General features: G+C 69.1%; 18 protein-coding genes. 13 read left to right on the forward strand and 5 right to left on the reverse strand.

Annotated features, from left to right (window positions below):
* Window positions 1–29 precede the first annotated feature (29 nt).
* From ACWF9G_RS29740 to ACWF9G_RS29755, 4 genes are all read left to right on the forward strand, one after another.
* Window positions 30–1,442 (forward strand): ethanolamine ammonia-lyase subunit EutB, encoded by a 1,413-nt coding sequence (locus ACWF9G_RS29740; protein WP_452519370.1) that lies wholly within the window; start codon window positions 30–32, stop codon window positions 1,440–1,442.
* A 65-nt stretch (window positions 1,443–1,507) separates the two neighbouring features.
* On the forward strand, window positions 1,508–2,320 hold the full coding sequence (gene eutC, locus ACWF9G_RS29745) for an ethanolamine ammonia-lyase subunit EutC (protein ID WP_452519371.1): 813 nt from the start codon (window positions 1,508–1,510) through the stop codon (window positions 2,318–2,320).
* A gap of 69 nt (window positions 2,321–2,389) precedes the next feature.
* Window positions 2,390–2,794 (forward strand): NUDIX hydrolase, encoded by a 405-nt coding sequence (locus tag ACWF9G_RS29750; RefSeq protein ID WP_379304926.1) that lies wholly within the window; start codon window positions 2,390–2,392, stop codon window positions 2,792–2,794.
* A gap of 87 nt (window positions 2,795–2,881) precedes the next feature.
* Window positions 2,882–3,088 (forward strand): hypothetical protein, encoded by a 207-nt coding sequence (locus ACWF9G_RS29755; protein WP_379304924.1) that lies wholly within the window; start codon window positions 2,882–2,884, stop codon window positions 3,086–3,088.
* Here ACWF9G_RS29755 and ACWF9G_RS29760 read toward each other — a convergent pair.
* Window positions 3,085–3,345, reverse strand: coding sequence for a hypothetical protein (locus ACWF9G_RS29760; protein ID WP_452519384.1), 261 nt, complete (start codon window positions 3,343–3,345; stop codon window positions 3,085–3,087). The two genes, ACWF9G_RS29755 and ACWF9G_RS29760, sit on opposite strands and share 4 nt — an antisense overlap.
* Window positions 3,345–4,205, reverse strand: a complete 861-nt coding sequence (gene mca / locus ACWF9G_RS29765) for a mycothiol conjugate amidase Mca (RefSeq protein WP_452519386.1) — start codon at window positions 4,203–4,205, stop codon at window positions 3,345–3,347. The genes ACWF9G_RS29760 and mca overlap by 1 nt, the downstream gene beginning before the upstream one ends.
* A 121-nt stretch (window positions 4,206–4,326) precedes the next feature.
* On the opposite strand from mca, the gene ACWF9G_RS29770 reads away from it, so the two are divergent.
* Window positions 4,327–4,785, forward strand: a complete 459-nt coding sequence (locus tag ACWF9G_RS29770) for a DUF4307 domain-containing protein (RefSeq protein WP_379304922.1) — start codon at window positions 4,327–4,329, stop codon at window positions 4,783–4,785.
* A gap of 241 nt (window positions 4,786–5,026) precedes the next feature.
* Complete coding sequence (gene greA, locus ACWF9G_RS29775; RefSeq protein WP_110036717.1) at window positions 5,027–5,518, forward strand: transcription elongation factor GreA; 492 nt, start codon at window positions 5,027–5,029, stop codon at window positions 5,516–5,518.
* A 95-nt stretch (window positions 5,519–5,613) separates the two neighbouring features.
* On the opposite strand, the gene ACWF9G_RS29780 is transcribed toward greA, so the two are convergent.
* Entirely contained in the window at window positions 5,614–6,756 is a 1,143-nt protein-coding gene (locus ACWF9G_RS29780; protein WP_378856506.1) for a cystathionine gamma-synthase, read from the reverse strand.
* A gap of 99 nt (window positions 6,757–6,855) precedes the next feature.
* Here ACWF9G_RS29780 and ACWF9G_RS29785 point away from each other — a divergent pair, with 99 nt between their 5' ends.
* Window positions 6,856–8,037: an acyl-CoA dehydrogenase family protein gene (locus ACWF9G_RS29785; RefSeq protein ID WP_378856504.1), complete on the forward strand. Its 1,182-nt coding sequence runs from the start codon at window positions 6,856–6,858 to the stop codon at window positions 8,035–8,037.
* Window positions 8,038–8,145: 108 nt separating this feature from the next.
* Complete coding sequence (locus ACWF9G_RS29790) at window positions 8,146–8,670, forward strand: hypothetical protein (RefSeq protein ID WP_452519374.1); 525 nt, start codon at window positions 8,146–8,148, stop codon at window positions 8,668–8,670.
* A 7-nt stretch (window positions 8,671–8,677) separates the two neighbouring features.
* Here the strand turns inward: ACWF9G_RS29790 and ACWF9G_RS29795 are convergent, their stop codons facing one another.
* Window positions 8,678–9,964: an NtaA/DmoA family FMN-dependent monooxygenase gene (locus ACWF9G_RS29795; protein WP_452519376.1), complete on the reverse strand. Its 1,287-nt coding sequence runs from the start codon at window positions 9,962–9,964 to the stop codon at window positions 8,678–8,680.
* A 173-nt stretch (window positions 9,965–10,137) separates the two neighbouring features.
* Between ACWF9G_RS29795 and ACWF9G_RS29800 the strand changes: the two genes are divergently transcribed.
* The 3 genes from ACWF9G_RS29800 (at window position 10,138) to erm (ending at window position 13,148) form a co-directional block, all read left to right on the forward strand.
* Entirely contained in the window at window positions 10,138–10,788 is a 651-nt protein-coding gene (locus ACWF9G_RS29800; RefSeq protein WP_452519377.1) for a TetR/AcrR family transcriptional regulator, read from the forward strand.
* Window positions 10,785–11,969 carry an NAD(P)-binding protein gene (locus ACWF9G_RS29805; protein WP_452519378.1) on the forward strand — a complete coding sequence of 395 codons (1,185 nt, stop codon included), beginning with the start codon at window positions 10,785–10,787 and terminating at the stop codon, window positions 11,967–11,969. The genes ACWF9G_RS29800 and ACWF9G_RS29805 overlap by 4 nt, the downstream gene beginning before the upstream one ends.
* A 438-nt stretch (window positions 11,970–12,407) precedes the next feature.
* Window positions 12,408–13,148, forward strand: coding sequence for a 23S ribosomal RNA methyltransferase Erm (erm, locus tag ACWF9G_RS29810; RefSeq protein ID WP_452519387.1), 741 nt, complete (start codon window positions 12,408–12,410; stop codon window positions 13,146–13,148).
* Window positions 13,149–13,190: 42 nt separating this feature from the next.
* Here erm and ACWF9G_RS29815 read toward each other — a convergent pair whose 3' ends face one another.
* Window positions 13,191–14,579 (reverse strand): cystathionine beta-synthase, encoded by a 1,389-nt coding sequence (locus ACWF9G_RS29815; protein WP_452519379.1) that lies wholly within the window; start codon window positions 14,577–14,579, stop codon window positions 13,191–13,193.
* Window positions 14,580–14,716: 137 nt separating this feature from the next.
* On the opposite strand from ACWF9G_RS29815, the gene ACWF9G_RS29820 reads away from it, so the two are divergent.
* Window positions 14,717–15,586: an SGNH/GDSL hydrolase family protein gene (locus tag ACWF9G_RS29820; protein ID WP_452519380.1), complete on the forward strand. Its 870-nt coding sequence runs from the start codon at window positions 14,717–14,719 to the stop codon at window positions 15,584–15,586.
* A gap of 60 nt (window positions 15,587–15,646) precedes the next feature.
* Window positions 15,647–16,867, forward strand: a complete 1,221-nt coding sequence (locus ACWF9G_RS29825) for an acetyl-CoA C-acetyltransferase (RefSeq protein WP_379028333.1) — start codon at window positions 15,647–15,649, stop codon at window positions 16,865–16,867.
* Window positions 16,868–16,894: the final 27 nt, after the last annotated feature.

Here is a 16,894-nt window from a genome sequence, read left to right on the forward strand (position 1 = left end):
ACCGAATCCGTGAAAGGAGGCGGCACCCGATGACCGTGTACCGCAGCTCTGTCGGCGCGACGACCTACACCTTCGACGGTCTGATCGATCTGCTGGCCAAGGCGACGCCCGAACGCAGCGGCGACCAGCTGGCCGGCTGCGCCGCCGCGACCGATGCCGAACGCGCGGCCGCGCAGTGGGCACTGGCCGACGTGCCGCTGACCACCTTCCTCACCGAGGTGGTTGTGCCGTACGAGACCGACGAAGTGACCCGGCTGATCATCGACAGCCACGACCGGACCGCGTTCGCCCCGATCGCGCATCTCACCGTCGGCGGGTTACGCGACTGGCTGCTCGCGGTCGCGGCGACCGAGGATTCCGCGACAACACTGGCCGCGGTCTCGCCAGGGCTGACGCCCGAGATGGTGGCCGCGGTCAGCAAGATCATGCGCAATCAGGATCTGATCGCCGTCGCCAAGGCGACCGTGGTGACAGCGGGGTTCCGCACCACCATCGGGCTGCCAGGCCGGTTGAGTACGCGACTGCAACCCAATCACCCGACCGATGATCCGCGCGGGATCGCGGCCGCCACCCTCGACGGACTCCTGCTCGGCTGTGGTGACGCGGTGATCGGCATCAACCCGGCCACCGATTCGCCCCACGCCACCGCCGATCTGCTGCACCTGCTCGACGAGGTCCGCCTGCGCTTCGACATCCCGACCCAGTCGTGCGTGCTCTCCCACGTCACCACGACCATCGGGCTGATCGAGGCGGGCGCGCCGGTGGACCTGGTGTTCCAGTCGGTGGCGGGTACCGAGGGCGCCAATTCCGGCTTCGGCGTGAATATCTCGCTGCTGCGCGAGGGCAACGAGGCGGGGCGATCGCTGGGGCGCGGCACCGTCGGTGACAACGTGATGTATCTCGAGACCGGACAGGGTTCCGCGTTGAGCGCGAATGCCCATCTGGGCGTGGGTGATCGGCCGGTGGACCAGCAGACGCTCGAAGCGCGCGCCTATGCCGTCGCGCGGGATCTGCGACCGCTGCTGGTGAATACGGTGGTCGGATTCATCGGTCCCGAGTACCTCTACGACGGCAAGCAGATCATCCGGGCCGGGCTCGAGGACCATTTCTGCGGCAAGCTGCTCGGCCTTCCGATGGGTGTTGACGTCTGCTACACCAACCACGCCGAGGCCGATCAGGACGACATGGACACCCTGCTCACGCTGCTGGGCGCGGCGGGCTGCGCGTTCGTCATCGCGGTGCCCGGCGCCGACGATGTGATGCTGGGCTATCAGAGCTCGAGTTTCCATGACGCGCTCTACGTGCGGCAGGTCCTGAACCTTCGTCCCGCACCGGAATTCGAGGCGTGGTTGTCCGGGCTCGGCATGCTGGACGCCAACGGACGGATACGACAGGTGCAACCGCTGTCGTCACCGCTGCGCGCGTTGGCGGCGAACCGGTGAAACCCGCTGCGACGAAGCCGATTCCGCGCATCGTGGGATCGAACACCGAGCCGAGAGGAAGTGCAGTGGGCGAGCGTGCGGCGGCGAATTCCGACGAGGCTGTGGCGCGGGAGTTCTGGCGAGACCTGCGGCGCAACACCCAGGCCAGGATCGGACTCGGGCGCACCGGTGACGCCCTGCCGACCACCGAAGTCCTCGCGCTGCGGGCCGCGCATGCCGCCGCCAGGGACGCGGTGCACGTCCCGCTGGACGTCGACATCTTCGCCGAACAGATCGCGAGCATGGGCCTCGGCGACCCGGTCACGGTGACGAGCATGGCCGCCGACCGCTCGGAGTACCTACGCCGCCCCGATCTCGGCAGGCAGCCGGCCGACCTGTCCGCCATCGAAAACCACGGTGCCGATATCGGTTTCGTGCTCGCCGACGGATTGTCCCCCCGCGCGCTCACCGACCACGGCGCGGGCCTGCTCGCCGCACTGGCCGGCGAACTCACCGACCGCTACACCCTGGCCCCACCGGTGATCGCCACCCAGGCACGCGTCGCCCTCGGCGACCACATCGCCGAGGCCATGGGCGTGCGCACCGTCCTGGTGATCATCGGCGAGCGCCCCGGCCTCTCGGTCGCCGACAGCCTCGGCATCTACCTCACCCACGCCCCGCGTCCCGGCCGCGCCGACGCCGAACGCAACTGCATCTCCAACATCCACCCACCCGACGGCCTCACCTACGCCGACGCCGCCCGCGTGGTCGCCGGCCTGGTCGCGGGCGCGCGCACACTCGGCCGCTCGGGCGTCGACCTCAAAGACACCTCCCGCATCGACGCGCTCACCGGCTCCGAAACCCGCACCATCACACCGCGGGAGGCGCCGACACCCTGAGCTGACCCAGACACCAGGGCGACGCGGAGCCCGTTCGATGTGAACCGGAGCCGATCGCTCCATAGAGTGATGCCCATGATCCGCACCGCCGCCCTCGCCCATGTCCGCGACCGCAGGCTGATCCAGACGCGCCCGGAAGGCAAAGACGTCTTCTACATGGCGGGCGGCAAGATCGATCCGGGCGAAACACCCTTAGAGGCACTACACCGCGAGATCGAGGAAGAACTCGGCGTCGGACTGTCCGGCGTCGCCGAACTCGGCATCTTCGAGGCCGAGGCCTTCGGCCACGGTAAGAACACCGGCCTGCACATGACCTGTTTCCTCGCCGACTTCACCGGCGAGCCCCACGCCACCGGCGAAATCGCCGAATTCCGCTACTTCACCGTCAGCGAATACGCCGCCATGGACCACGTGGCCCCCGGCTCCATGATGGTCTTCCGCCGCCTCCACGAACTCGACCTCATCGACTGGTAAAACCCAGCCCGCGGACAGCTCGGTGCGTAGTCCCACGTCAACGGGTTTCGGCGAAACGTTGTGGGGTGGTGAGGCGATCACTCTCCTGTGACGGGGACAGAGTCGAACCACAGTGCCGAGCTTTCCGCGGCCGAGCGCAGGGCCGCACTACGCAGGCTCGTGGTCATCTTCGGGTTGATGAACAAGATGATCGAGCTGAGTGCGACCGGGGCGCCCCGGCAGCTGGCCGAGCACGCGGCCGCCGCCAGGGATCTGGTCGGCGAGCTGGTGACCGATATCGCCCGGTTGCCCTAGTCGGTTTTCGGGGCCTTCGGGGTGCCGTCGCCGGGTTCCGGCTCGATGGCGCCCGGCTCGGTGCCCTCGTCGGCCTTCTGGTCCGGTTCCGGGTGCTCGGGCTCGAATGTCTCGGGCAGGCCCTTGAGATGCTTGTTCATCGAGCGCACGAGCAGCACGGTGCCTGCCAGCAGGATCAGGATGACCAGCAGGCCGAGCGGGGACGCCTTGCCGAACTCGGGTCCGGTGGGGGTGTTCTGAGCGAGGTAGACCAACATCACCGGTCGGTGTCCTCGATGCCGGCGAACAGGTCGGTCTCCGGGATGGCGGTACTCACCCTCGTCTTGGCCAATTCGAACTCCTCGGTCGGCCAGAGCCGCTGCTGCATCTCCAACGGGATCGCGAAGAACGCCCCGTTCGGATCGATCTGGGTCGCGTGCGCGCGCAGAGCGTCGTCACGCTGGGGGAAGTATTTGGAGCATTCGATCTGGGTGGTGACCCGGCTCCACGTGGCACCGCGCTTGAACTGATGCATCCGATCCAGCCACTCCTGGAGCGGGAACGGCTGGCCGTTGCGCTCGTACTCCTCGGCGAAGGCCTCCAGCCGCTTCGTGCTGAAGCCGTGGTCGTAGTACAGCTTGAGCGGCGTCCACGGTTCGCCCGCGTCCGGGAACTTGTCCGGATCGCCCGCCGTCTCATAGGCCGCTATCGACACCTCATGGCACCGGATGTGATCCGGGTGCGGGTAGCCACCGTTCTCGTCGTAGGTGGTGATCACGTGCGGCTTGAAATCGCGCACGAGCCGCACCAGCGCCTCGGTGGACTCCTCCAGCGGCACCAGCGCGAAGCAGCCCTCGGGCAGCGGCGGCAGCGGGTCGCCCTCGGGCAGACCGGAGTCGACGAAGCCGAGCCAGTGCTGGCGCACGCCGAGCGCGTGGGCGGCCGCGGCCATCTCCTCACGCCGGACCTCCTCGATCCGGTCGAGGACACCGGGGGTGTCCATGGCCGGGTTGAGGATGCTGCCGCGTTCGCCACCGGTCAACGTCACGACCAGGACGTCGACGCCCTCGGCCGCGTACCTGGCCGTGGTCGCGGCGCCCTTGCTCGATTCGTCGTCGGGGTGGGCGTGCACCGCCATGAGGCGAAGGCCACTCACGTCTCGTTCACCATCGCTCTCGCTCGCGGGTGTCAGAACTTCGTTCCCTATAGTTCCATCCGACCCCCCGTTTGTTCCGACCACCCCCGGGAGCGAGAAACCGATGACCGAGCCCGCACCGGACTCCGCGGCGACCTCGGCCGCCGCAGCAGCGCGACACGCCGATAGATACGGCAGAAAACCCCCGGCGCGTCGAGCGTGGCTGCTGGTGGTGCTCGGCGTTGGCGTGCTGGTCGCGGGCCTCGGCGTCGCCTATCTCGGGTTCCAGAAGTACGGCCCGAAGGCGATCGAGACCGAGCAGCTGGGCTACGTGGTCGACGACGACTCGACGCTCACGGTGCGGATGAAAGTGACCAGAGACTCACCCGAGCAGGCCGTCGTCTGCTTCGTCCGGGCGATGGACCGCGACGGCGCCGAGGTCGGCAGGCGCGAGGTCCTGGTCCCCGGATCGGACTCCACCAGCGTCCAGGTGACCACCACGGTCAAGTCCTCGGCGCGCGCGTCGGCGGGCGATATCTACGGGTGCACCGAGGAAGTGCCGGGCTATCTGCGCGTGGAATAACGCCCTCCGCCTAGCCTGACCTGCATATTTATGAGACATGCTAAAATGGCCTGATACACGGTTCCGGGGCTCGGAGCCGTGTTTGCTGCATTGGCGGCCAGCGGTGCTGTTAGCGGGTTATGGGTTCACCCCCCAGGATCGCTCCAGCCGTCGGGCTGGTGCATGCCCTCCTGCGGGAGGGCACCGTGCTGGTTTCAGGGAATCCCGGTGCGCCGGGAACAACTACTAGGGAGTGATCGAGATGACCGAGAATGTGACCTGGCTTACCCAGGAGTCGCACGACAGGCTCAAGGGCGAGTTGGACTCGCTCATTGCCAACCGTCCGGTCATTGCCGCCGAGATCAACGAGCGCCGCGAAGAGGGCGATCTCAAGGAGAACGGCGGCTACCACGCCGCGCGCGAGGAGCAGGGCCAGCAGGAGGCGCGCATCCGCCAGCTGCAGGAGCTGCTCAACAACGCGAAGGTCGGCGTCGCCCCCACCAAGTCCGGTGTGGCGCTCCCGGGCTCGGTCGTCACCGTCTACTACGACGGCGACTCCGACGACACCGAGACCTTCCTCATCGCGACCCGCGAAGAGGGCCTCGGCGCGACCAACCTCGAGACCTACTCGCCGAACTCCCCGCTCGGCGGCGCGCTGATCGACGCCAAGGTGGGCGAGACCCGCGAGTACACGCTGCCCAACGGCAACACCATGAAGGTGACCCTGGTCAGCGCGGAGCCGTACCACGGCTGAGCGCGGCCCCGCCGAGCCCAGATAGCCTGAACCCGAACGCAAGCGGCCGCACCCGAACATCGGATGCGGCCGCTTCGTCATCTATGGGGTCCCTGTCAGCTCAGCGCCTGCTCGACATCGGCGAGGAGATCGCTGATGTCTTCGATACCGACCGACAGCCGGACCAGGTCGGCGGGCACCTCCAGCGCCGACCCCTCGGTGCTGGCGTGGGTCATCGCGCCCGGGTGCTCGATCAGCGACTCGATCCCGCCCAGCGACTCGGCCAGGGTGAAGATCCGGGTGCGCGAGCAGAACTTCAGCGCCGCCTCCCGGCCGCCGGCAAGGCGCACCGAGATCATGCCGCCGCTGCGCCGCATCTGCTTCTGCGCGATCTCGTACCCGGGATGAGTGGGCAGGCCCGGGTAGATGACCTGCGAGATGGCCGGGTGGTTGGTGAGGAACTCTGCGATCACCTCGGCGTTGTCGCAGTGCTTCTCCATCCGCACGGCCAGCGTCTTGATGCCGCGCAGGGTGAGGAAGGCGTCGAACGGGCCGGGCACAGCGCCTGCGCCGTTCTGCAGGAACGCGAACGCGGTGTCGAGTTCCTTGCTGTTGGTGATCAGCGCGCCACCGACGACGTCGGAGTGACCGCCCAGGTACTTGGTGGTCGAGTGCACGACGATGTCGGCGCCGAGCAGCAGCGGCTGCTGCAGGTACGGGGTGGCGAAGGTGTTGTCGACGACCAGCTTGGCGTCGGCCGCGTGCGCGATGTCGGCCAGCCCGGGGATGTCACCGATGCTCAGCAGCGGGTTGGTCGGGGTCTCGACCCACACCAGCTTGGTGTTGGGGCGGATGGCCGCGCGCACCTCGTCGAGGTTCGCGATGTGGGCGGGCGAGTGCTCGATCCCCCACTGGCTGAAGACCTTGTCGATGAGCCGGAAGGTGCCGCCGTAGGCGTCGTCGGGAATGACGATGTGGTCGCCGGGGCGCAGGGTGGCGCGCAGCGCGCAGTCGGTGGCCGCCATGCCGGAGGCGAAGGCCCGCGCGAAGCTGCCCGATTCGAGGGCGGCGAGGTTGGCTTCCAGTGCCGTGCGGGTCGGGTTGCCGGTACGCGCGTATTCGTAGCCGCCACGCATGCCGCCGACGCCGTCCTGGGCGAAGGTCGAGCTCGCGTAGATGGGCACATTGACCGCACCGGTCTGAGGATCGGGTTCATATCCGGCGTGGATGGCCCTGGTCGAGAATCCCAGCTCACTCATGAGCTCAGGCTAGTAGACCGGATTCGGGTCGAAGCGCTGGGGTATTGGCCGTGCACGAAGTGCCGGATTCGCCGTGGACCGCAGCGTTAGGCTGAGGCCATGGTGACTGTGGAAGAGTTGTTCGCGATCGACCCGTTGCTGTCGCAGGAGGAGCGCGAAATCCGCGACACCGTGGCCCGATTCGGCGAGCGCAGGCTGCGCCCGCATATCGCGGACTGGTTCGAGGACGGCACCTTCCCGGCCAGGGAGATCGCCCCCGAACTCGGCAAGCTCGGCCTGCTCGGCATGCACCTGGAGGGCTACGGCTGCGCCGGGTCGTCGGCCACCGCCTACGGGCTGGCGTGCCAGGAACTCGAGGCCGTCGACTCCGGCGTGCGCAGCATGGTGTCGGTGCAGGGCTCGCTGGCGATGTCGGCGATCCATTTCTTCGGCTCCGAAGAACAGAAGCAGCAGTACCTGCCCGCGATGGCGGCCGGTGAGGTGATCGGCTGCTTCGGTCTCACCGAACCCGATTTCGGCTCCAACCCCGGCGGGATGCGCACCAGGGCCAAGCGCGACGGCGACGACTGGGTGCTCAACGGGTCCAAGATGTGGATCACCAACGGCTCGGTCGCCGATATCGCGGTCGTCTGGGCCTATGCCGAGGAACCCGGCCAGGACAAGCCGCGGGTGCGCGGCTTCCTGGTGCCCGCGGGTACTCCCGGATTCACCACCAGGGAGATCCATCGCAAGCTCTCGTTGCGCGCATCCCTCACCGCCGCATTGGATTTCGACGACGTGCGGCTGCCCGCCGACGCCGTGCTGCCCGAGTCGGGCGGCCTGAGCTCACCGCTGGCCTGCCTGAGCGAGGCCCGCTTCGGCATCGTCTTCGGCGCGCTCGGCGCGGCGCGTGACTGCCTGGCCGCCGCGATCGACTACGCCCGCACCCGCGAGGTGTTCGACAAGCCGCTGGCCGCCTACCAGCTCACCCAGGCCAAGCTCGCCGATATGGCGCTGGAACTGGGCAAGGGTCAGTTGCTGGCGCTGCACCTGGGCCGGTTGAAGGACCGGCACGAGATCACCGGCGAGCAGATCAGCGCGGGCAAGCTGAACAGCACCCGCGAGGCCATCGCCATCGCCCGCGAGTGCCGAACCATCCTCGGCGCCAACGGAATCACCCTCGACTACCCGGTGTTGCGGCACGCGAACAACCTGGAGTCGGTGCTCACCTACGAGGGCACCGCCGAGGTGCATCAGCTGGTGCTCGGCAAGGCGCTCACCGACGCCAACGCGTTCCGGTAGTTCGAGGCGCGCCGGTCGGTTCAGCCGCCGACCGGCACACCCGCCCTGGCGTCGGCGACGGGTGCGGGCCGAATCAGGCCGCAGGCGAAGGCGATTGCCAGGGTCGGCATGCGCGCGCCCTCCCTCTACACACATTTCGCGGCCAAGCACGCGATCTACGACGCGATGTTCGAGCAGGCGTGGGCGGAATACGAGGAGCACGCGGCGCGCGTTGCCGCCACCCTGCCCACCACGCCGCGCCCCCGGCTGCTGGCGCTGGCCTTCGGCTTCTTCGACTTCGCGGTGGCGGACCTGGCCCGCTACCAGCTGATGAATCAGCGCACGGTGCTCCTGACCGAAGTGATTCTCACCCGCGACCCGTGGATGCACCGGATCGACCTGAGCCAGGCGACCGGGCGGCCACTGGAACTCACCGCCGACCACGACGGGCGCATCGTCGACGATGTGGTCCGCGAATGGGCACAGCGCCACGGCAAGCCGTACCGGCTGACGCTGCACGGTCCCGCGGGCGGCACGTGGACCAGCGGTGACGCGGACGCGCCCGCGATCGAGCTCGACGCGATCGAGTTCTGCCGCATCCTGTCCAGCCGGGCGGGCGGTACCGGATTGCTCAGCACCGAAGTGCCGTTCTGACCGGAATTCACCCGAGCGGCGGCAGTTCCAGATTCTCCCGGTAGGTACCGCCCAGGTAGTCGGTGTCGACCAGCCCGCGCCCGCGCAGCTCGGGCAGCAGTCCGTTGACGACGAAATCGGCGGTGCGTTCGTCGGCCAGGCCACCGAGTGAGATCACGTCGAGCACGTTCGCCCGGTAGCGCTCCTCGATGGCGTCGGCGAGTTGTTCCGGCGTGCCGGCGGCGGCCCAGTGGCCGGTGTCCTTGGCGGCGACGACGAGCTCGCGCAGGGTGGCGCCCGAGGCGGCCAGCTTGCGGAAGATCTCGACCCGGCCACGCCTGCGGTGTACCGAATCCAGCTGTGGGAGCAGTGTTTCCGGAATCGGCTTGTCCAGCGGCAACTCGGACAGGTCGATTCCGCCGCCGAGCATGTCGGCCAGCTGGCGGCGGCCCGCGTCGAAGTCGGTGGACTCGGCCGCCTCGCGGACCAGCCTGCGGGCCTCGGCTTCGGTCGCGCCGTAGGTCGCGTGGAAAGAGCTGAAGATCAGCGGCAGCCCGTCGGCCCTGCCCCACTCCGCGGCGCGGGTCCGGATCTTCTTCGTGTAGGAGACGGCGGCTTCGAGCGTGGGCAGCGAGGTGAACACCACCTCGGCGAAGCGCGCGCCGAGTTCGACGCCGCCCGCCGACTGACCGGCCTGGAACTGCACCGGCCTGCCCTGCGGCAGGGGCGGGATGTTCAGCGGACCGCGCACCGAGAAGTGCTGTCCCACATGGTCGATCGGCTGTACGAGCGTTTCGTCGAGCACCACGTCACCGTTGCCCACGGACCGCAGCGCACCCGGCCGCCAGCTGTCGAACAGCGCGTTGACCACGGTGAGCGCCTCGGTGGCGCGGTCGTAGCGCTGCTCCGGACTCGGCAGCTCCCGGTCGCCGTAGTTCTCCTCGCCGAGCGAGGAGGTCACCGCGTTCCAGGCCGCGCGGCCGTTGCTGACGTGGTCGAGGGTGCCGAACAGCCGGGCCAAGTTGTACGGGTGGTGGAACGTGGTGGTGACGGTGGCGATGAGCCCGACGTGGGTGGTCACCGCACTCAGCGCGGCCAGCTGGATGAGGGGTTCCTGCGCGCCGATCGCGCCCTGGGCGCCGAAGGCGAGCAGGTCGGCCGCGAACAGCGCGCCGATCTTGTTGTCCTCGGCGATCCTGGCGATGCGCACCGCCTCGTCCAGGGTCGAGCGGGTCGGATCGAGTGCCGCGGCGTACACATCGCGCGACCCGCTCACGCCCGTGACGGTCTTCAACTTGCGGCGTTCGGTGCCCATGCTCGCCAGTCCAGCAGTGCGATGGGCCACTCGACCATGGTTGCGCTCAACACAATTCGAGCGGAATACGCGGGTGGCGATGGGACCGCAGGACAGCCCGCTGGAACAGGGTCTTGCGCATCGCGGCGGCCTCGGTCATCGTGTAAGTAAGTGGTTACTTTCATGGAGGTGACGTGGCGTCCACATCGCGCGACCGGATCATGACCGAGGCCCTGCGCCTGTTCGGGGAACAGGGCTTCGCCAAGACCTCGGTCGCCCAGATCGAGCAGGCGGCCGGGCTGTCGGGCGGGTCGGGGGCGCTGTATCGGCACTTCAAGTCCAAGGACGAACTGCTGGTGCGGGCCGTGGCGAGCAGGCTCGATGACCGAGCCGAGTGGGACCAGTTCCTGTCGCCGGAGTTCTCCCTCACTTCCGCGCTGGACTCGGTCACCGGCGGGGGATCCACCGTCGACATGATCGTCGCGCTGTGCCGGATCGGCCTCGCGCGCCTGGACCACGATCGGGACGTGACCCGGATTCTGTTGCGGGACAATTCGATCCCCGCCGAACTGCTCGAAGTGTTCCGGCAGCGGGAGTACGCGGTGGTGATGGCGGCGGTCACCCGCGGGCTGAGGGAACTCGCCGGTGACCGGGTGCGCGATCAGGACTGGGACGCCACCGCCGCCGTACTCGTCGGCGCGCTCGCCCACTTCTGGATGATGGGCGACATTTTCGACGGCGGTCATCCGGCGAACATCGGCGAAGACCGCTACCTGCGAGCCACCGCAGAAATGATCGCCGCCCGGCTCGACTGGGCGGGTACCGAGGGAGAGGACCGAGGATGAACACACCCATCACCGTGGTCGGGGGCGGACTGGCAGGCCTCACTGCCGCGATCGCCGTTGCGGAAACCGGCGTGCCGGTGCGGCTGCACGAGGCGCACCAGACGCTGGGCGGGCGCGGGCGGGCGACCCCGCCACCGCACGTCGCCCACGAGGGCGCGCACGTCTTCTACGCCGACGGCCCGCATTACACCTGGCTGAAGAAGCGTGGCTTCGTGGCGGGGCTCGGCTGGCCGGGCATCACCGACGCGATGAAGGTCGGCTTCCGCGCCGACGACCGGATCCGGCACGTGCCGCCGCTCGGGATGCTGCGCGCCCAGTCCCGCAAGTGGTTGCAGGCACCTGTCGACGTCGACTTCCACAGCTGGGCGACGGACCGCTGGGACGAGCGCACCGCCACCCAGGTCGCCAACGCGATCAGCGTGGTCACCTACGACGCCAACACCGGCAGGCTCTCGGCCGCCTTCGTCTGGGACCTCTTCCAGCGCGCGCTCGGCGCGAACATCCCCGGCGTCCGGTGGATACGTGGCGGCTGGCAACAGGTGATCGACCGGATGATCACGCGGGCAACAGAACTCGGGGTCATCGTCGAGACCGGATCGCGGGTGGACGCGCTACCGACCGACGGTCCGGTCATCATCGCCACCGATCTCGACTCCGCGCGCCGCCTCCTCGGCGACGAAACGCTGCACGGCACCGGCGGTTTCACCGCGCTGCTCGACCTCGGCGTGACGAAGGACCGCCGCGACCGTTTCGTCTGCTTCGATCTGGACGAGGGCGGCTTCCACGAGTGTTACTCGGCGCAGGACGACACGATCGCACCCAAGGGTGAATCCCTGTACCAGCTCCAGATGCCGGTGCGCGACAACGAATCCCGCGACGAAGCCCACCGGCGCCTCGAGCGTTTCGCCGATACCACCGTCCCGGACTGGCGCTCCCGCACCACCTTCCACCGGACCTCGACCGCGAAGGGCCGCACCGGCGCGCTGGACCTGCCGGGCACCACCTGGCGGGACCGGCACGCCATCGATCGCGGGGACGGGGTGTATCTGGCCGGGGACATGGTCGCGGCGCCGGGGATGCGCGGCGAGATCTCCATCAACAGCGCCCTCACCGCCGCCGCGTCGGCGGTCGCCGCGGTACGGAAGGGGTCCGGCATCCGGCCGAGCACCGAACCCGCCTAGACGCCTTCACCCGATCCGATCGGCACCGATCCAGTGCCCCTACCGACCGACGCCGACGCCGCGCGGCGCCGATCGGATCGGCCCGGCCAGCGCAGCACCGATCGGATCGGCCCCGGCCAGGTCCTCCCGGCCGGGTGCGCCGACAGCCGCCGAGCCGTGCAGGCGCCGAAATTCAGTTGCGCCGCCGATCTCCCGATTCCTAAGGTGAACCGCATGTCGTGCCACCTGTTCATTCGCATCCGCCACGCCCGGGCTCTGGCCCGCTAGCGGACGCGGATACTGCATCGGCGTCCACCGGCGCGCCCAGGGCCCATCGAGATTCAGACGACTCGATGACCCGAAGGGGCAACTGCCGTGGCGCAGGATTTTGCACACCGAAACTACTCACACACTCAGCGCAAGGTCACCGGTCGAAGCGGCGGCCGTACCACGCGTGACCTGGCGAGAAGGACACTCTCACAGAACTTCCTGGTGGACCGGTCTGCCGTCGACCTGATGATGACGGTCGCCGATCCGGCGGGCTCCGTGCTCGAGCCGGGCGCGGGCGAGGGCGTGCTGACGCAGGCGCTGGCCGGGCATGGCGCGCAGGTCACCGCCTACGAGATCGATCCGCTACTGGCGGCCAAGCTCTCGGCGCAGACCCGCGCCCAGCGCGGAATCCGCGTGGTGCGTGGCGATTTCACCAAGGCCAAGGCGCCGCGCACCCCGTTCGCCGTAGTCGGCAACATTCCGTTCTCCGTCACCGCCGAAATCGTCGACTGGTGCCTGGCCGCACCGGCCCTCACCTCGGCGACCCTGCTCACGCAGCGGGAGTACGCCCGCAAACGCACCGGCGACTACGGCCGGTGGAGTCTGCTGACCGCGACGAGCTGGCCGTGGTTCGGCTGGAGCCTGCGCGGACAGGTGCACCGGACCAGCTTCCGGCCGGTCCCCGCCGTCGACTCCGCGATCCTGCGGATCGACCGGCGTCCGGAACCGCTTGTCACACACCGGGATTCCTACACCGAACTGGTGCGCGCCGGATTCTCGGGGATCGGCGGCACGGTGCGCGCGTCGCTGCACACCCGCTACCAGGGAGTGGACGCGGCCATGGCCGAAGCGGGCATCGCCCGCGACACCGTGGTCGCCTACGTCCACCCGGAGCAGTGGGTGGCGCTGTATTCGGCACTCACCCGATAGCCGGATTCGATGCCGCCCCGACAGCACGGGGCGGCATCGGGCTCAGTTGCTCTTGGTGCCGGTGCTGAGGAAGCCGAGCAGGTCGTGGCGGGTGATGACACCGACCGGCTTGCCGTCTTCGACGACCATCAGGGCGTCGGTGTCCGACAGCGCCTTGGTGGCGGTCGAGAGCGGCTCGCCGGAACCGATCAGCGGGAACGACGGGCTCATGTGCTGGGCCACCGAATCGGTGAGCTGGGCGCGGCCCTCGAAGACGGCCGAGAGCAGGTCGCGCTCGGTGACGCTGCCCGCGACCTCGCCCGCCATCACCGGCGGCTCGGCGCCGACGACCGGCATCTGCGAGACGCCGTACTCGCGCAGGATCTCGATGGCGTCGCGCAGGGTCTCCGACGGGTGGGTGTGCACCAGGTCGGGCAGCTCGCCGGACTTGCCGCGCAGCACGTCACCGACGAGCGGTTCGGGACCGGCCTCCAGCGGGGTGGTGAGGAAGCCGTAGGAGCTCATCCACTTGTCGTTGAAGATCTTCGACAGGTAGCCGCGGCCACCGTCGGGCAGCAGCACCACGACGACGGCGTCGGGATCGCGCCGGGCCACCTCGATCGCGGCGACCACGGCCATGCCGCAGGAGCCACCGACCAGCAGGCCCTCCTCGCGGGCCAGTCGGCGGGTCATCTCGAAGGAGTCGGCGTCGGAGACGGCGATGATCTCGTCGGGGACGCTCGGGTCGTAGGCCGAGGGCCAGAAGTCCTCGCCGACACCCTCGACCAGGTACGGGCGGCCGGTGCCGCCGGAGTACACCGAACCCTCCGGATCGGCGCCGATGATCTTCACCTTCCCGCCCGAGACCTCCTTGAGGTAGCGGCCGGTGCCGGTGATCGTGCCGCCGGTGCCGACGCCCGCGACGAAGTGGGTGATCTTGCCTTCGGTGTCGGCCCAGATCTCGGGGCCGGTGGTCTCGTAGTGGCTGTCCGGGCCGCCCGGGTTGGCGTACTGGTTGGGCTTCCAGGCGCCCTCGATCTCGCGGACCAGGCGATCGGAGACGTTGTAGTAGCTGTCCGGGTGCTCCGGCGGCACGGCGGTCGGGCAGACCACGACCTCGGCGCCGTAGGCACGCAGCACGTTGCGCTTGTCCTCGCTGACCTTGTCCGGGCAGACGAACACGCACTTGTAGCCGCGCTGCTGGGCGACCAGCGCGAGACCGACACCGGTGTTACCCGAGGTGGGCTCGACGATGGTGCCGCCCGGCTTCAGCAGCCCGTCCTCCTCGGCGGCATCGATCATCTTGACCGCGATCCGGTCCTTGGAGCTGCCGCCCGGGTTGAGGTATTCGATCTTGGCGGCGACCAGGCCCGCGTTCGGGCCGACCACCGAGTTCAGCCGAACCAGGGGGGTGTTGCCGATGAGGTCGACGACATGATCCGCAATACGCATGCCTCCATCGTTGCAGAACCGTAGCTCGGCGTCGCGACCTGGTCGGATCCTGTGAGCAGCGGCACCACCGGCGCGGCCGCGCCGATGCCGGTTCGGCAGCTGCACCCGCGCCGATTCCCGTCGTAGAATTTTCGGATGTGAGCGCACCTCGAATCAGCTGGCGTACCGCTGTCGTCACGGGGGCGACCACCGTGCTCGCCGGGTCGGGCGCAGGCACCGTCTCCTGGGCTACCTATCGGTTGCTGATGACGCAGGCCGGGGCGGCGCGCGCGGTCATCGGGCGCGACACCTCCAAGCCGCCGGAGGCCGACGGGGTCTACGCGCCGGGTGCGCAACTGCCCGAACCGTGGCGCAAGGGCGTGCCGAGCGACCTGCATCTGATGGTCTTCGGTGACTCCACCGCCGCCGGGCTCGGCTGCCTCGGCGCCGCCGACGTACCGGGGGTGCGGCTGGCGCGCGGGCTGGCCGAGGCCACCGGGCTGCGGATCAGGCTGAGCACCAAGGCGATCTCCGGCGCCACCTCCAAGGGTCTGGCCGGACAGGTGGACGCGATGTTCGTGGCCGGGCCGCCGCCGGACGCCGCGGTCATCCTGGTCGGCGCCAACGACATCACCAAGAAGCACTCCATCCGGGCCTCGGCGCGCAGGCTGGCCGCCGCGGTGTCACGGCTGCGCGAGGCCGACGCGCTGGTCGTCGTCGGCACCTGTCCGAACCTGGGCACCGTCACCGCGATCCAGCAGCCGCTGCGCACGGTGGTGGCCAACTGGAGCGTGCGCCTGGCCAAGGCGCAGACGGTGGCGACCACGGTGGCAGGTGGTACGCCGGTGGCGATGGGTTCACCGCTGGTCGCCTCCGAGTTCCGCGCCGCCCCGGAAATCCTGTTCGCCACCGACGGATTTCACCCCTCCGCGGCGGGGTACGAATTGGCCGCAGCTCAGCTGCTTCCCGTCCTGATCGAGGCGGTGCGCGCGCGCCCTGCTCTTCCCGTCGCGCACAGCGAGAGTTAGATTCACGAAAGACCGGCAAGGTAAACAGCCGTTCACGCCAGCATCCGAAAAGGAGTCCTCATGCCCGAGGCCGTTATCGTCTCCACCGCCCGCTCCCCCATCGGCCGTGCCGTCAAGGGGTCCCTGGCGGGTATGCGTCCGGACGACCTGACCGCGCAGATGGTCCAGGCCGCGCTGGCCAAGGTGCCCTCGCTCGACCCGACGCAGATCGACGACATCATCCTGGGCACCGGCTCCCCCGCCGGTGAGGGTGGCTTCGGCATGGGCCGCATCGTCGCCATCAAGCTCGGCCTCGATGTCGTCCCCGGCACCACCGTGCAGCGTTACTGTGCGTCCTCGCTGCAGACCACCCGGATGGCCTTCCACGCGATCAAGGCGGGCGAGGGTGACGTGTTCATCTCCGCCGGTGTGGAGACCGTCTCGCGCTACGCCCGCGGCTCGGCCGACAGCTCGCCCGACACCAAGAACCCCGAGTTCGCCGAGGCCGAGGCCCGCACCGCCAAGACCGCCGAGGGTGGCGCAGGCGCGTGGCACGACCCGCGCCAGGACGGCCTGCTCCCCGACGCCTACATCGCGATGGGCCAGACCGCCGAGAACGTGGCCTCGCTGACCGGCATCACCCGCGAGGACCAGGACCGCTGGGGCGTGCGCTCGCAGAACCGCGCCGAAGAGGCCATCAAGGCCGGCTTCTTCGAGCGGGAGATCACCCCGGTGACCCTGCCCGACGGCACCGTGATCAGCAAGGACGACGGCCCGCGCGCCGGCGTCACCTACGAGGCGGTCAGCGGGCTCAAGCCGGTCTTCCGTCCCGACGGCACCGTCACCGCCGGTAACTGCTGCGCGCTCAACGACGGCGCCGCCGCGCTGGTCATCATGAGCGACACCAAGGCCAAGGAGCTTGGCCTGACCCCGCTGGCTCGCATCGTCTCCACCGGCGTGTCCGGCCTGTCCCCCGAGATCATGGGCCTCGGCCCGGTCGAGGCGGTCAAGCGGGCGCTGGCGCTGGCGGGCAAGTCGGTCTCCGACATCGACCTGTTCGAGATCAACGAGGCCTTCGCCGTGCAGGTGCTCGGCTCGGCCCGTGAGCTGAAGATCGACGAGGACAAGCTCAATGTCTCCGGTGGCGCGATCGCGCTCGGCCACCCGTTCGGCATGACCGGTGCCCGCATCACCACCACCCTGCTGAACAACCTGCAGACCTACGACAAGCAGTTCGGCGTCGAGACCATGTGCGTCGGCGGCGGCCAGGGCATGGCGCTGGTCATCGAGCGCCTGAGCTGAGATAGAACGAAAAGAGCGGCCCACCGA

Source organism: Nocardia sp. NPDC055029, from assembly GCF_053608525.1.